Annotated in this window: 8 protein-coding genes; 3 read left to right on the top strand and 5 right to left on the bottom strand. The window is 47.4% G+C overall.

Annotated elements, in window-relative coordinates; translation table 11 throughout:
- Window positions 1-216: 216 nt before the first annotated feature.
- Together glmM and OGH69_RS13270 are read left to right on the top strand one after the other, a co-directional pair.
- Window positions 217-1608: a phosphoglucosamine mutase gene (gene glmM, locus OGH69_RS13275; RefSeq protein ID WP_265174967.1), complete on the top strand. Its 1392-nt coding sequence runs from the start codon at window positions 217-219 to the stop codon at window positions 1606-1608.
- 69 nt (window positions 1609-1677) lie between these two features.
- Window positions 1678-2310 carry a hypothetical protein gene (locus OGH69_RS13270; protein ID WP_265174966.1) on the top strand — a complete coding sequence of 211 codons (633 nt, stop codon included), beginning with the start codon at window positions 1678-1680 and terminating at the stop codon, window positions 2308-2310.
- 14 nt (window positions 2311-2324) lie between these two features.
- Here OGH69_RS13270 and OGH69_RS13265 read toward each other — a convergent pair whose 3' ends face one another.
- The 4 genes from OGH69_RS13265 to OGH69_RS13250 all read right to left on the bottom strand — a co-directional run bounded on the left by OGH69_RS13265 (window position 2325) and on the right by OGH69_RS13250 (window position 9298).
- Window positions 2325-3059 carry an ElyC/SanA/YdcF family protein gene (locus tag OGH69_RS13265; RefSeq protein WP_265174965.1) on the bottom strand — a complete coding sequence of 245 codons (735 nt, stop codon included), beginning with the start codon at window positions 3057-3059 and terminating at the stop codon, window positions 2325-2327.
- 99 nt (window positions 3060-3158) lie between these two features.
- A complete protein-coding gene (locus OGH69_RS13260) occupies window positions 3159-7649 on the bottom strand; it encodes a choice-of-anchor I family protein (RefSeq protein ID WP_265174964.1) in 4491 nt (1496 codons plus the stop codon).
- Between the two features lie 393 nt (window positions 7650-8042).
- A complete protein-coding gene (gene tpiA / locus OGH69_RS13255; RefSeq protein WP_265174963.1) occupies window positions 8043-8798 on the bottom strand; it encodes a triose-phosphate isomerase in 756 nt (251 codons plus the stop codon).
- A complete protein-coding gene (locus OGH69_RS13250; protein ID WP_265174962.1) occupies window positions 8798-9298 on the bottom strand; it encodes a TlpA family protein disulfide reductase in 501 nt (166 codons plus the stop codon). Before OGH69_RS13250 ends, tpiA begins: the two co-directional genes overlap by 1 nt.
- A gap of 417 nt (window positions 9299-9715) precedes the next feature.
- On the opposite strand from OGH69_RS13250, the gene OGH69_RS13245 reads away from it, so the two are divergent.
- Entirely contained in the window at window positions 9716-14593 is a 4878-nt protein-coding gene (locus tag OGH69_RS13245; protein WP_265174961.1) for a PKD domain-containing protein, read from the top strand.
- A gap of 55 nt (window positions 14594-14648) precedes the next feature.
- Here the strand turns inward: OGH69_RS13245 and OGH69_RS13240 are convergent, their stop codons facing one another.
- Window positions 14649-15239: a hypothetical protein gene (locus tag OGH69_RS13240; RefSeq protein WP_265174960.1), complete on the bottom strand. Its 591-nt coding sequence runs from the start codon at window positions 15237-15239 to the stop codon at window positions 14649-14651.
- Window positions 15240-15295: the final 56 nt, after the last annotated feature.

Below are 15295 nucleotides of genomic sequence, written 5' to 3'. Positions count from 1 at the left end.
GATTACTTTTGATTTATTATACACACCGCAAGTTAACAAACTTGCAGAATATAGGGAGCCCTCGGGCTCCCTTATTTGTTTAAAAAATTAGAGCTGCCTCACTTTTGAGACAGCCCCTTGGGGGTGAGGTCTAAAAAAAATAACCCTATCCCAACACACAAACCTGCACAGGTAAATTGGTAAAAGTTTATCTTTGTTCCACCAAAAATACAACCAATGACATTAATAAAATCTATTTCGGGTATCCGCGGCACAATTGGCGGAAAAACAGGTGATAACCTTACGCCCGTTGATGCCGTAAAATTCGCATCGGCATACGGTACATGGCTAAAAGGCCATGCCGGCAAAGAAAAACTAACTGTAGTGATAGGCCGCGATGCACGCATTTCCGGCCCCATGATCCATAACCTTGTGGTGAATACGCTTATCGGGCTGGGAATCGACGTGATCGACCTTGGCCTGTCTACAACGCCAACGGTAGAGGTGGCCGTACCGCTTGAAAAAGCTGACGGTGGCATCATCCTTACTGCAAGCCACAACCCAAAACAATGGAACGCCCTGAAGCTTCTCAACGAAAAAGGGGAGTTCCTCAGCGGCGCCGATGGCGCCAAAATACTGGAGATCGCCGAAAGCGAAGCCTTCGATTTTTCGGATGTGGACAGCCTGGGCGAAGTGACCGTAAACGATGCCTATATGGATATCCATATCGACGAGGTGCTCGAACTGCCGCTTGTTGATGCAGAAGCCGTCAAAAACGCCGGATTCAAGGTAGTGGTAGACGGTGTGAATTCATCAGGAGGCATCATCATCCCCAAACTGCTCGAGCAGATGGGAGTGGAGGTAGTGAAATTATACTGTGAACCCAACGGCCATTTTCCGCACAACCCGGAACCTTTGAAAGAACACCTTGGCGACATATGCGAACTGGTAGTGAAGGAAAAAGCACACTTTGGCATCGTGGTCGACCCCGATGTGGACCGACTTGCATTTATATCTGAAGATGGCGAAATGTTCGGCGAAGAATATACCCTTGTGGCTGTAGCCGATTATGTGCTGAGCAAAACACCGGGCAATGCGGTGAGCAATATGTCATCATCGCGTGCCCTGCGCGACATCACCCAAAAGCATGGCGGCACTTATGAAGCCAGTGCTGTAGGCGAAGTGAACGTGGTAGAGCTGATGAAGAAAAACAAAGCCATTATTGGCGGCGAAGGCAACGGCGGCATCATTTATCCGGAGCTGCATTATGGCCGCGATTCACTGGTGGGCGTGGCACTGTTCCTGACGTACCTTGCCGAGAACAACATTACTTCGGTGGCAGCTTTGAGAGCCTCTTACCCCCAGTATTACATGAGCAAGAACAAGATCGAACTTACCCCGCAGATTAATGTGGATGCGATTTTGGAAGGCATGGCTGCGAAGTACAAGGATGAGCAAATTTCGACCATCGATGGCGTGAAGATCGACTTTGCTGAAGAATGGGTACACCTCAGGAAATCCAACACCGAGCCGATCATCCGCATCTATACCGAAGCGCAAACGCAGGACAAAGCCGATGCACTTGCCGTACGTATAATTGATGAGATAAAGGCAGTGGCGGGAATATAATAAACTGTTACATATTATTTTATAATATTCCTCCGTTGTAATGATGGAGGAATTTTTATATTAGCTAATATGAAAAACTACATTCTCATTTTCATTTGCCTGATAAGCTCTGCCGGGTTTTCGCAGGAAGCAAAGTGCGGCTACTATGGTAAAAAGACGGTAGCGGAACGCAATAAACTATTTCCCTTTAATATCGCTAAAAGAGTGGTTTTAGTGGCTTACAAAAATTGTGAAATGATGTCACCGCTCGCAGACAGCTTGTCTATAGAAGAAGCGAGGCTAATCGACCCAAAAGTTATCAGCAAGTATCAATTTAAAATAAAAAATTCGCTTCCCCGGACTTTTTATTTTACACCGGCAACGTCTTATTTTACTTTACAAGAAAAAGAACTTGATAGTGCATGGATAAATGAATTAAGCCATATTTTGTGCAATTATATTTATTTAAAAGGACGCGGGCCAATATTGGTGGAAGAAATAAAATGCATGTTTACCCCACGGAATTCAATATTGTTTTTTGATGAAAACAATAATCTAATCTGCACTTATGATATCTGTTTTCAATGTGGGCAGAGTGCTTTTTCACCGGATCCTGATGGGCTGAATGCAAACGCAGAAATTCCCGAAGGCCATGACCGACTTGATGAAATTAAATACATCTTCAGGAAAAACGACATTATTTACGGGATTGACGTTCGATAAACAATAAACAATCCCTACTCCTTAAACCACCTGTAATACCATATCCCAAAATATTCATGCAGCGCTATTTGCGAGTAGAGTAGCTTATTGGCCGATGGCTTCCAGTTATATAAGTACTTTTGAGGGTCATGTTTAATGACAAACTCCGCCGGTACCGGTATGGGTTTCAGTCCGGCACATTTAAAGGTTTCCATAGCGCGTGGCATGTGCGAGGCACTGGTTACCAGAAGGAATTCACCCGAGGTACCAAAACGTTTTTTATATTCCTGCGCTTCATCCCATGTCGTTGCCGGTTCCGTCATCATCAGGGTGTCCTTTGGGCTGATTCCGAACGATACTGCTGCCAAAGCCATGGTTTCTGCCATCGATGTTTGTCCGGATTGCGAATACCCTGAAAGGATGAGCTTTGAGCCGGGCGTCAGGCGGTAATGCCGCATGCCCTCTGTCAAGCGGGCCAATGCAACATGCGAGAGCCGCTGGTGCGGGAGCAGGTCAGGGTCGTTGGTATGCCCACCGCCGAGTACGAGGATAGGGTAACGTTGGAGTGTATTGGGATTGTAGATGCTGTATTGTCCTTCCAGGTTTCTCATCATCCAGATAGGCAGGGGTGTTACCGAAAACAAGAAAAGTTCGGCCACGGCTACGATTGCCAATATTCGGCATGTTTTTTTACGCTTGAGCTTATAGCAGATGGCCGACAGTGCAAGCAATATCCAGAACAGGGTTAACGGGTTGAGCAACATTCCCATGGATTGGTTTTTACGGCATAAAGATAGCGACTTCCATAAAAAAATCCTGCCTCTGTTAGGAGGCAGGATAAAAAATTAAAATTCGCAAAACAACAACTATTACTTTACCAGTAATTTTTTGGTTATGCCCTCAGAAGTCTTTACCAGGTAAAGGCCTGATGCCAGGTTTGAAGTGTCTATCTTAAGAGCCTGCTTTTCTTTCAGGATCAGCTTGCCGCTGTAGTCATATACCTCTATGTCGGCAGCACGGTTAAAGTAAGCGATGCCATCTTCTACAGGGTTCGGGAATACCACAAAGGCTTTTTGGCTGTTGCCGAATTCACCGGCACCAAGGTTCTCCATGTTTATTTCGAAGATCGAAAGGGTACCGCTTATCTCATTGGCCACAATGATGTACGGCTTGCTGTCAGGGCTGTCGGCAGCGCTGATGTAGGTAATGCCTTCAGGACCATGGTCGCCTGTATATGCAGAGGTGCTCCTGCTGTTGTTATAGTCAACGAACTGTACGTTGGCAGGATCAGTTACATCATATACCATTACACCGCCGATACGCTCAAGGCCTATGAATGCAAAAGTCCTGTCCATTATGGCAGCAATGGTTACACCTTCCGGCTCAGGGCCTTTTGCGCGGCTCCTTGATTTTGGTGTGTTGCTTTCGCTGTCGGCGTTAAAGATTGCAGGCAGGGCAGAAGCTGTGTACATTTCAAAGTCGTCGGCACTGTCATAAGCAATTTCTTTCGTATCAGCATTAAAGATGGAGAAAGAACGCGTACCTACCGAATAAATCTGCTCAAATTCAGCATCGCCATCGGTGTTGCCGTTCAGGTTAGTTACCCTCATCCTTCCGGCGTTATGGTTCTTTTTGAGCATAGCTGCCTGGGGATAGTTCGCTGCATCAAGCAGGTACGATGATGCGCCTATTGTAGTCCTTTCTTCAAATCCGGTGTATTCTTTCTCGTCACCTTCATTGGCAGTGATGATATAATTAGTGCCATTCACATTATAAGTCGCAACGGCATCTGGAATAAAGTACGATTGTATCGGCCAGTTGGCGATAAGCACCTCGTTATTGTTGTCAGAGATGTCGAAACCGTTGCCCGGCTCACTCATGTCCTTAGTGCCAAGCGCCCATACGTCGGCAATGGTATTGTTGGTAAGGTCAATCTCTGCAATGGCGTTGTTCTCCTGGAGCGTGACCCAGGCCTTTTCTGAGTTGGCAGCGGTTGTGATGTACTCCGGCTCAAAGTCCTGCGACATCGTGCTGGTCAGTTTCAGTTTCCTTACGCCCGAAGAGATAAGTGTTGTTTCCTGTGAGTTATATGCCGTGAACAGCAAGGTAGTAGCGTCTGCTTGTGTAAGGGCAGGGATACCGCCTGATATGTCGATTATGCTTACCGATCCTTCAGGGTCGATGCTGTAATCGCTGTTTGGCTGGCCTTCGTTGGCAGTAAGTACTTTGCTTCCGTCCGGTGTAAACGAGATATTATCCGGTAAAGCGCCAACAGTAACCTGGTTAAGGTAGTCGCCATCAGTATCAAAGAAAACCACTTTTCCGTCAAGGTGCTCCTGTGCATTTGGAGAGGCTACTGCCACAATCCCATTTTTAACTGCTACGCTTGTTACACCGCCGTAGGTATTCATGTCAATGGAATTGATAGTTACCGGGGCTTGCGGGTTCTGGAAGTCTACGATATCCAGCCTGCCTTCGACAGCGCTTGTCGCGAAAAGCCTTTTGCTGGCAGGGTCATAAGCTACAATTTCACAAGTGCTGTCGCTGGCGCCCGATGGGTCAAAGCTCGTAATGTAGTCCAGTTGGATGTCCTGGTTAGGAACCGGGGCAAGGCGGTCGTTGTCTTTAATATAGATGGTAGCCAGGGTTTGTCCTTCAATGGTAAGGCCAACAGCGTTTTCAAGGCTTAGTACGAAATATTCTGCCTGCTGCTCCTCATTGGTATCGTCAATAATCGGGATGTTGATGGTTTGCGTAAGCGCACTCGATCCTGTAAAGGTAAGCGTCTGCGTGGCAAGGGTAAAATCTTCGCCTGCTGTAGCTGTGCTAAAAGGCGCTGCTTTTACGACAAGGTCTACCGTACCTGCCGATGGGCTGGTAAGGTTAAGCACAAAATCAAGTGAACCTGTGTTTTCGTTTACCACAATAAAATCAGTAGCGAAAGCAATGGCGGTATTGTAGTCAAAGCTGAAGGTGTAGGCACAAGCCATGGTAAGGCCGCTTTCATCTTCCAGGTTATTTACAGTAAGTACATAATCGGTACCAGCGGCAAACGGGGTAGTGTAGGTAAGGGTTACCATATTGCCATTGGCCGATGCCGTTGCAAGTCCTGCTATGCCGGTATAGTTGGCAGCTGTAGCAGCCGATGCAGCGTCAAGCTCGTTATTGAAAACAAGCTCGATGGTAGTGTTGTTCACCACGGTAGCCGATTGTACGGTTGGCGAACTGGGGAAAGCCCATGTTGGCCAAGTTTGTGCAGGCGTGCTTCCGCCAGCTCCTGTCCAGTTGGCAGGGTTTAGTATCGCTGTCCTTAGTTCGGCCGGGGATCCTGCCTGTGTGCCGCTGTAGTATGCATTCACTGTGTTTCCTGCATTGTTTCCGGGTGAAGTGCTTGTATTAAGCGCATTTGTGCCGTCAGTAAGCGTGGCCGGTATCATAGAGCTGCTGCCTGAACAGCTTGTGTTTGCAGTTACCCATCCGTTAGAAGAAAGTGCTGTAATGTAGTTAGGCGCAGCAGCTGTGCCGGTATAAACCATTACCTGGTCACCGCCGGAGCTAAGGCCAAAACCTGAACCTGTAGCGATACCTGTATTAGTGCCTAAAGCTTCAGTCTGTATCGTGATAACCGATCCGGCAGGTACACATGTAGTTGCAGTCCATACAATCCCGTTAGGGCATTGCGGCTGTGCATTGGTAGTATATTTTGAGTCGGTAAGGTTGATGAAAGTACCCGGTGCTATATCTACCAATGTAAGCAGCGCTACCTGGTCGTCGGCATCCGTATTGTTCATCCTGTAACCTACAAATACCATGTCTCCTGCTCCAATACTGCTTTGAAGGGCAATTGTAGTAAACGTTGAAGCCTGGGCTGCTGTAACCGCATTGCCGCTCATGTCCTCAACAACGTTTGGCAGGAGGGCTACATAATATTGCTGATTGTTAAGCAATGCAGCTACAGGGGCTATAGTGATTGTATTTCCTGTAATCGTAGCATCAAAAGGAACAACTGCACCTGTTGCGTTGTTCAGCCTAAGCTCAACGAGGGCATCAACGTTGATGTTGGTTATTGCTGAATCGTCTATAAGCCTTACCGCTTCATTAAATGCAATTGTCGGTTGTACTGATATGGCAGTGTAAACAGCGTTGTTTATAGGAGTAATTGCTACTGTAGGAGCTGTAGTGTCCTGTGTGCCTTCCATCGCAACCCCGTTAACGGTGATGTTGTCAAAGCGGTTGTTGCCGCTCGTGCCTGCCGCTGTAGTCCCGCCAAAGTTGATTTTCACAATGAAGTTCGGGTTGTTATTGGCACCTGCAATAGATGAGAAGTCAAGTGTCACAAGGCCATAGGTGTCAACTGTGGGGCTGAATGTTGTTACAGGAAGCCATGTTGTGATGAATGTCGTACCGCCATCCGTACTGTAAGAGTAGCTTTGTTCCGAAGCACCCTGTGTAGTCCTGGTTGTAGCGAAGTTCATTACGATGTCCTCATATCCTGTAGTAGGAAATGCGATAAGGAGTTCGCGCGTATTGCTCGGGTTACGCGGACGAAGGCCTTTTCCTGCGCCTTCAGGTCCCTGGGCGTTAAGCGCATCGCCGGCTACATCATCAAGGTAGCCTGCGCCTGTACCGGGATACGTAATTGACTTTGTACCGGCAACGATAGAGAAGTCCGTAGAAAGCGCTGCAGTTATGGTACCTGTTGGTAGCGTATTGAAATGCCAGTAGTGCAGCAGTTGCGGCACAGCAATTTCATTACCTTCAATCGTGATGTTGTCAAAACGGTTATTTCCGCTGGTTCCTGCCGCTGTAGTCCCGCCAAAGTTGATCTTAACAATGAAGTTCGGGTTGTTGGCAGCGCCTGATATGGATGAAAAGTCAAGCGTTACTAAGCCGTAGATATCAACCGTGGGGCTGAATGTTGTTACAGGAAGCCCTGTAGTGATAAAGTTAGCTCCCCCATCTATACTATAAGAGTACAGCTGTTCAGAAGCGCCTTGTGTAGTTCTTGTGGTGGCAAATTTCATTACGATGTCTTCGTAGCCTGTAGTAGGGAATGCAATAAGCAGTTCACGTGTGTTACTCGGGTTGCGCGGGCGTAGGCCTTTTCCGGCCACGATGCCGTCCGTGGCGTTAAGTATGTCTCCGGTAACATCGTCCAGGTAGCCTGCGCCGGTTCCCGGGTAGGTAATAGAGGTAGTACCTGCAATTTCAGAATCATCGGCTGCAACAGGGGCTGTTACCGTACCGGCAGCCAGCGTGTTGAAATGCCAATAGTGAAGAAGCTCCTGCGCTTCAGCGAATTGCGTAGCAAGGCTAAAGCCCAATAACAGCAATCCTTTTTTAGCATAGTTGTTTAGCATAGTTGTGTAGTTTTATTTATAAGGCACAAAAGTCCGCTATGTATTTTATGCAGAAATTACCCCGATGCTAAACAACCATTAAGATGACGCAGGCGAATGTTTGTTAAATGTAAAATTGAAGGGCAGAGGTTAATGGTGTGGTAATATTAACCCAAAATCAGCAATGTGTATTTACCTCACCTCTAAACCCTCTCTAAAGGAGATGGGAGCAAGACATGCCTGAAGTACTTGTTCAAAGGTTATTGCTTTACTCAAAGCAAGTAACCCAATTTAGGGGAAGAGTAAGTAAATCGAGTGAAGCTGCCCCTCTCCTTCGGAGAAGGGTTGGGGTGAGGTCAAAAAAAAGCAGCCCAAATACGGACTGCTCTTTCATGATAATATATAGAAACAGGATTACTGCATCCCATTCACAATCTCAAGGAAATCGCCTGCCTTAAGCGATGCACCGCCAATAAGGCCACCGTCAACATCCGGTTTGGAGAAGATCTCGCGTGCGTTGTCCGGCTTCACGCTGCCACCGTACAGGATAGAAGTCGCATCGGCCACGCCAGCGCCTATTTCGTTACGGATGAGGTTGCGGATGAACGCGTGCATTTCCTGTGCCTGCTCAGGTGAAGCGGTTTCACCTGTGCCTATTGCCCAAACAGGCTCATAGGCCAATACCACACTGCTCCAGTTTTCCCGGCTGATGTGGAAAAGCCCTTCCCTTAACTGCGACTCCACCACGTTAAAGTGGTTGCCGCCCTGCCTGTCGGCCAGTTCCTCGCCAAAGCAGAAGATGATGGTCAGATTGTGGCTAAGCGCAGTGTTAACCTTTTCGGCCAGCAGTGCATTGGTTTCGCCAAAGTAGGCCCTTCTCTCCGAGTGTCCCAATATGACGGTATTCACTTTGATGCCTTTCAGCATCCCCACCGATGTTTCGCCTGTATAAGCACCGCTCTCGGCCTGGTGCATGTTTTGCGCGGCCACGATGATGCTTGTGCCATGCGTTTGCTGTACAGCAGCCTGCAGGTTTACAAAGCTTGGGGCGATTACGATTTTAGCAACGCTATGTTCCGGTTTTTTGGACAGCAGCTCGCTAATCAGTGCTTCAGTCTGTGCGCTGTCGTTATTCATCTTCCAGTTTCCTGCAACGATCTTTTTTCTCATTATTTAAGTTGTTTTAAGGTAGCTATCAGTTTTTCGTCGTCAGCCTCAATGGCTTTAAACAGGGCAATCTTGCCGCTTTTGTCTACCACCATGTAGCGGGGTATCCAGTCGAGCTTAATCGCTTTGGCAAATTCGCCTTCCTTCATGCTTTTGCCTACGTGGTAGTTATCGCCGTTGGCGCCATATTTTTTGATGCCGTCCTTCCACTTGGCATCCTCACGGTCATACGATAGGAACAGGTACACGGCATTTGGGAACTGCTTTTGCAGCGCGTGCACCTTCGGCATGCCCTTGATGCAGTCGGGACACCATGAGGCCCACACATCAATCACTACGGTCCTGCCTTTGTATTGGGCCAAAATGTCTTTAAATGCAATTTCCTTACCGTCAAGGGAAGTCATTTTTGAGTTGAGCGCTCCCTCAGAAAACAATGTTTCCTGGGCTTCGGAACATGAAATCATCCCGAAGAGAATGAGCGGCAGCAAAAGTAATTTTTTCATTTTTTCGTATTAAGAGTACCAAATTTACGATAACTGCCACAAACTGCGATGCGCTACTACATCAATTTTATGTAATTTGTCACGTATGGGCAGCGAAACCGATATAGTTGGGCTTTTAGATAAAATTTTTGTTGCGACGTCATGATAATTTTTCTACAAATCATTTTTTCATTTTCGAAAAATATTCAACTTTTAACATATTATTTATTTGTTAAATAATTAATATTTATATTATGAATAATGTAATTTTTTCACATTATTTTATATAAATGTTATAAACTTGGCAAGTCTCTGTTTGTGGGTACTTTACTGGTTTTGAGGTTGGTTTCGAAATTATGTTAACGAAATATTAACTTTTCAGCAACAATCTTTGTAGTTACTTTTAAGAAAAAATGTAATCTTTTAACATTTTATCATATGAAACCAACTACTACTTCGGTGAAAAAAATGCTATTCGTCAAATTCCTTTTATTAACACTTTTAAACTGCAGTTATCTCTTCGCGCAGGAACCAATAACCATTACCTATGAAGGCGCCGTGCAATGCATGGAGTTTAGCAATGTTGAGGAACGCCTCAAGTATGCCGAGCTGGTTGAACAGTACGGCGAATGCCGCAGGGTATGCGAAAACAATACCGTGACCTACAGCCTGGCAGGCGGTACCGGTACCGTGACCAGTACGCAATGGCTGGTAACAGGTGGCACCATAGATTCCAGTACGCCAACCGAGTGTACCATAACCTGGGGGCCTGCAGGTTTTGCGGTTTTGAGCGCTGTGGTGGAAACTACCAATGGCCAGGTGACCATTCCTGAAATGTGCATCCAGCTGATAGTTTCGCCTGTGGCCAACTTTACGATTCCTCCGATGACCGGTAGTTTAAGGGGATGTGTAAACCAGGACCTTTACTTTGATAATACGTCTATCGATAATGACGGCAGCGACCTTTATTCCTATTATTGGGAATTTGGCGATGGCAACGTATCTTCAGAATTTGAGCCCGTGCATTCCTATGATCAGCCGGGGACCTATGAGATTACTCTAACAGTGCGCAACTTATGCAACTGTATCAGTAAGATACGCAAGCGCATCCGCATCGGGGCGGAAACATTCCCGATAGAATGTCCCAGTGTTGTGTGCGAGGGTGAAATTGCTACCTATAGCGTAGGTGCGATAGGTAAGGAGCGCTGCCGTGACTTTAACTGGAATGTTCAGGGCGGGCATATAGTGTCGGACCCTAATGATTACACCATACAGGTGCTTTGGGACCATGTGGATAACAGCGGCTTTGGATACGTTAGCTTTAGTACAAGCGGTTGCGAGGTGGAGTGCCCGGGTGTAACTACAATAAGGGTGCCTGTAATCAAGAACAGGGGCAGGATTGTAGGTGAGACAGAGGTGTGTGCCAGAAGCCAGTATAAGTACAGCCTGCCCCAGTGGCCTGCCACCCTTTTCAACTGGGTAATTGAAGACGACGGCGGAACCGGCGCTACCCTTGTGCTGATAGACCAGCGCAATGAGGTGGCCATAAACACCCAGAGCAACGGCGTAATCGTGCTGCGCTGTAATTACCAGAACACTGTTGCCAATTGCAGCGGTACTGCTGTGTTGAAAATTACCGTAAAGCCATCCAGCGCTATTGTGGGAGTTGAAGAAATGTGCCCCGACACGAACAATACCTATTACCTTGACAGCGGACTGTCTGGCGACTGGGTGCTGGTAACTCCCGACGGCCCGGAGCCTGTACATAACGGCCCCGACTATACCTTTAATTTCGAAGAACCCGGCAATTATACCCTGTCGGTAACAGGTGAGGACTTTTGTGCGCCAGACCCAATGATGATTACTGTGTATGCCAACCCTCCTGCGCCAGGCGCGATTGAACCGGATCCTGCCATACCGGTATGCCCTAACACGCCGCTAACCTATACGGTACCACCCGCACCGCCGGGGCATACCGTTCATTGGGATGTAATAGGGGGTGTGATTGAAGGGTCTACTACAGGCGAAGAGGTTACTATTGTGTTTAATCCGAGCCTGACCTCCTACCAGATCAAGACCTGGATAACACGCACTACCGACCCGCATTGTACCTCGCCGGTAAATACCACAACCATTAACAGGATCGTGTTTAGCCCTGTCATTACAGGACCTGTAGATGTGTGCGCCAATAATTATGCAACATTTAACACGGCATATACCGGTGGCGATGACTATCAATGGACGATACTGACACCAAACAAAGGAAGTGTGAGCAGTGGCAATGGTACGCCGCAGGTTGAGATACTGTGGAACAATACCAGCGTAAATACCACAGCCCAGATAAAGCTGGTAGTTACAAAATGCGGCATTGTAGAAACACGTTATTTTAACGTAAACATACTTACAGCGCCTTCCATAACGCTAAACGGGCCTACCCAGTTGTGCCGCGACCAATTCGGTAACTGGAATGTGAGCTCTTCCATGGCTATAACTTCAGGCAGCATTACCTGGGATTTTGGCGACGGTACCGTCAATACCTACACCATAACGCCGTCTACACCCAACCTGTCCAAATCACATGACTACAACACCGTGAACACCGGCAGCCTTAGCTATACCGTTACGGTAACACTTACCGGTGTAAACGGGTGTGACGGTACTGTATCTGCCAGCAAAAATGTGACGGTGCTTCCGGCACCGGTAGCGCAAATGACCCCTGACATCAACCGGACATTCTGCAACGCAAGCGAAATTGATGTTGAGTTTGAAGTAGCCGTTCAGGCCGGTAGCACCATCGGCACCTATCACATAGAGTGGTATCGCGGAGGTACGCACTTAACGGCCGAAGATGATAATACCAGCATACTTGCTGTCAATTACGGCTTTGGCACCTACCGTGCCAGGATCATCAATGGCAACGGCTGTTCGATATGGACCAACCAGATGACAATATCCCAAAACTGCCCGCAGCCGGGCTGCAGCCCTCAGCCTTCACTTGGCATTACGTGGGATAATGACTGCGGAACCATAACGGCTACCGGCACTGCTACCGGGGTTACGGTTACGTCGGCATTTTGGGTGGCCGGTTCGCTCACCCCGACTACAACCAACAGCAATCCTGCCGTGTTTACAACCGAAAATGCAGGGAACTATGACCTGGTTTATAATGTAAACTATACCGTGGGTGGCCAAACCTGTTCTGCCATGAAGAATGTAACGGTTACTGTGCCATACATTGCGGGCATTAATTACAGTGTTGATTGCGGCAGCTCGCCGGGGCAATACTCGGTAACCTTGTTCAATACGACCAATTTCATGACTTCGCACCAGCCTACCAGCATCCAGTACTATAACGGTGGCAGCCTCATTCCGTCGGGTACAGGCCTTAACGAGGTTACTGTGCAGCTACCACCGGGAACGTATACCTTCAAGATCATTGTGAACGAAGCGGGTGGGGAGCCATGTGAAGCAGAAGTGAGCGTTGTGCTGCCGGCCATGCCAAATTCTACCATAAATCCGCCAACACAAACAGTTTGCTTCAATACGCCTGCCATTTTTACGCCGGCGGGGGCTATAGATCCTGAATCGAGCTATTTCTGGACGTTTGGCGACGGAACAGAAAACAGGAACCCAAATGCCAGCAGGGTATACCAAACTGCGGGCTCCCGTACAGTTACCCTTACAGTAACTAATAAGTATGGCTGCCAAAGCACCAGTACGGCTACTGCAACAACGCTTCCTGACAGCATTACCGGCAGCGTCAATGCATCTGCAGAAGAGGTTTGTGCGGGCAACAGCATTACGTTCACCTATTCCGGAACTGCGGTGACAGGCTATGCCTGGAAAAAAGACGGCGCCTTTATACCGGGTGCAAACGCAAGCAGCTATGTGGCTACCGCCAACGGCAGCTACACCGTGCAGGTAACCGATTCGAATGGCTGTAAGAAGACGATGGAGCCTAAAAACGCTAAATTCCTGCCACTACCGGTACCTACCATAACCGGCCCTTCGCACATTTGCGGAAACGAAGAGCTGCACCTGGAAGGCGGGCCTGCGCCGGACGGTACCAATATCATATATAACTGGTTCATGAACGGCTACAATGTTGGGTCAGGATTTAGCCCCGACCTGTACATTACGCCGGGAGGATCGGGTATTTACAACTTTACACTGACAGTAGTGCAAAACAATGACGGAACCTCTTGCTCGGCATCGGTAACGCATATTGTTGAGGTGTATGAAGCGCCGGAAAAACCGGAGATCCATGTAACCATGGAAAACTGTGACACGTATGCCCTTACGCTCCATGCCACGTCACCTTCTTCGGGAACCTATACCTGGAGCAACGGTATGTCCGGCGAGGTGATCACGGTATTTGAAGGCGGCCCATACATGGTTACGCTTACCAATGCGGCCGGCTGCATGTCAAGCCACCAGGTATATGTGCCTAAGAACCCTGACTCCTACCTATGGGTGTTCCCAACAGGCTGTTACGATTTCTGTAAAGAGCTGGATGTGGCAACCCTGATAGGGCCACTGCCTGACTTTAGGTACTGGGAGTGGCAGGAAAGCGGAAACGCCATTCAAAGCGGACACGATTCGCCGGTAACACCATATACTGTATCGGGAAGTGGCAGTTACAGCCTTCACCTTGACAATGGCATGTGCAGCGCTACCAGTGACATAATGGATGTTTCGCAGGAAAGCTGCAAATGTAAGATCAGGTACGAGGTCAAAAAGATTGGAGTTAAGAAAGAGGGATATTGCTACTATACGGTCGATATGTATATTGACAACCCTAACGGTACACCAATGTCTGTAACCGTGTCGCTTGACCAGGGCATGGGCGTAGTGCAGCCATCTACGGTTGTTGTGCCTCCGGGTGGTGCCACTTTCAGCTTTAATGTAATCCCGATCTACATGACAGGAGGTATATATACTATCTATCTCGACAGCAACGTGAACGATAAAGGTGAAAAATGCTACAACGAGTTTGAAGTAGAATTCCCTCCGTTATGCGAACAGTCGCAATCGGCAAGGATTGCACAGGGAGACACCGGCATAGCGGTATCGAGCCTGATGGTAGTGCCAAACCCTGTTGAGGATGTGGCCGACCTTCATTATACCTATACAACGGGTAAAAATGCCAAGATTGAGATATACAACCTGCTTGGTGTATTGCTTGAAAGCTATGTTCCGGATGTCATTTCGGGCGCCTGGAAGCTTGACATGGGCAAATATGCTGCCGGGCAGTATATCGTTGTCATGAAGCAGGATGGCGAGGTCATCCAGCAGAAGCACCTTGTGAAAAAATAATGTGTATTAACTTTATTAGGAAAGGCAGCCGAAAGGCTGCCTTTTTTATATGCCCTTATTTGCATTGGGGATAATAATCTTCCTCGTGATAATATTTATCATTACTGTGTGCTTCCATCTCTTTTTTATATAAAAATTCAGATGGCAGTATGGTAAATATGTTATCATTATTCCTGCAGTAAACAAGGCTTACTGATTTTGATTCATGCAGAGTAACCCTTCCTGTATCTGTCAGGTAGCCTTTATCTATAAGTTCCCTTGTTTTCTTGTCAATTACAGGCTTATATTCTACAGTATCACTTTCGGATGAACAGAAAAATATATCGATCCCCTGCAGCGTTTTTATCCTGAAACGGCGTTCGAGGTTCATTGGCCCGGCATGGTCCATGTCTGACTGAAGTATTTGGAATCCCAACCTCCGGTGCTTGTCTTTGGTGATGATGTAGCAAAGCATAAAGTCAACGCCCAGCTCTTTCCTGAATTTTGCCAGCGTATCGTTGAATGGCTTGTTGCTTTTAGCCAATGCTATGCCTTTGTTTATATCGGCCTCAGCAGGAGTTATGGTTGCTTTTGGTTCTAAAGTTTCCTTTTTGCAGGAGGCCAAAATGCATAATAGCAATAAGCAGGTGAGTAATCCTTTCATCATCTGTGTATTGAATTTTATTGTATAACGCTTTTGCCAAATCTAATAAAAAAAGCACG

The organism is Flavobacterium sp. MFBS3-15 (assembly GCF_026107645.2).
Classification (GTDB): domain Bacteria; phylum Bacteroidota; class Bacteroidia; order Flavobacteriales; family Flavobacteriaceae; genus Flavobacterium.
The sequence above is the reverse complement of the archived record's forward strand: the minus strand, read 5'-3'. Positions and strand labels throughout refer to the sequence as shown.

What these genes read in the sequence shown, in the direction of transcription:
- glmM (WP_265174967.1), top strand. Translation starts at nt 217, where the DNA reads ATGACATTAATAAAATCTATTTCGGGTATCCGCGGCACAATTGGCGGA.
- OGH69_RS13270 (WP_265174966.1), top strand. Translation starts at nt 1,678, where the DNA reads ATGAAAAACTACATTCTCATTTTCATTTGCCTGATAAGCTCTGCCGGG.
- OGH69_RS13265 (WP_265174965.1), bottom strand. Translation starts at nt 3,059, where the DNA reads ATGGGAATGTTGCTCAACCCGTTAACCCTGTTCTGGATATTGCTTGCA.
- OGH69_RS13260 (WP_265174964.1), bottom strand. Translation starts at nt 7,649, where the DNA reads ATGCTAAACAACTATGCTAAAAAAGGATTGCTGTTATTGGGCTTTAGC.
- tpiA (WP_265174963.1), bottom strand. Translation starts at nt 8,798, where the DNA reads ATGAGAAAAAAGATCGTTGCAGGAAACTGGAAGATGAATAACGACAGC.
- OGH69_RS13250 (WP_265174962.1), bottom strand. Translation starts at nt 9,298, where the DNA reads ATGAAAAAATTACTTTTGCTGCCGCTCATTCTCTTCGGGATGATTTCA.
- OGH69_RS13245 (WP_265174961.1), top strand. Translation starts at nt 9,716, where the DNA reads ATGAAACCAACTACTACTTCGGTGAAAAAAATGCTATTCGTCAAATTC.
- OGH69_RS13240 (WP_265174960.1), bottom strand. Translation starts at nt 15,239, where the DNA reads ATGATGAAAGGATTACTCACCTGCTTATTGCTATTATGCATTTTGGCC.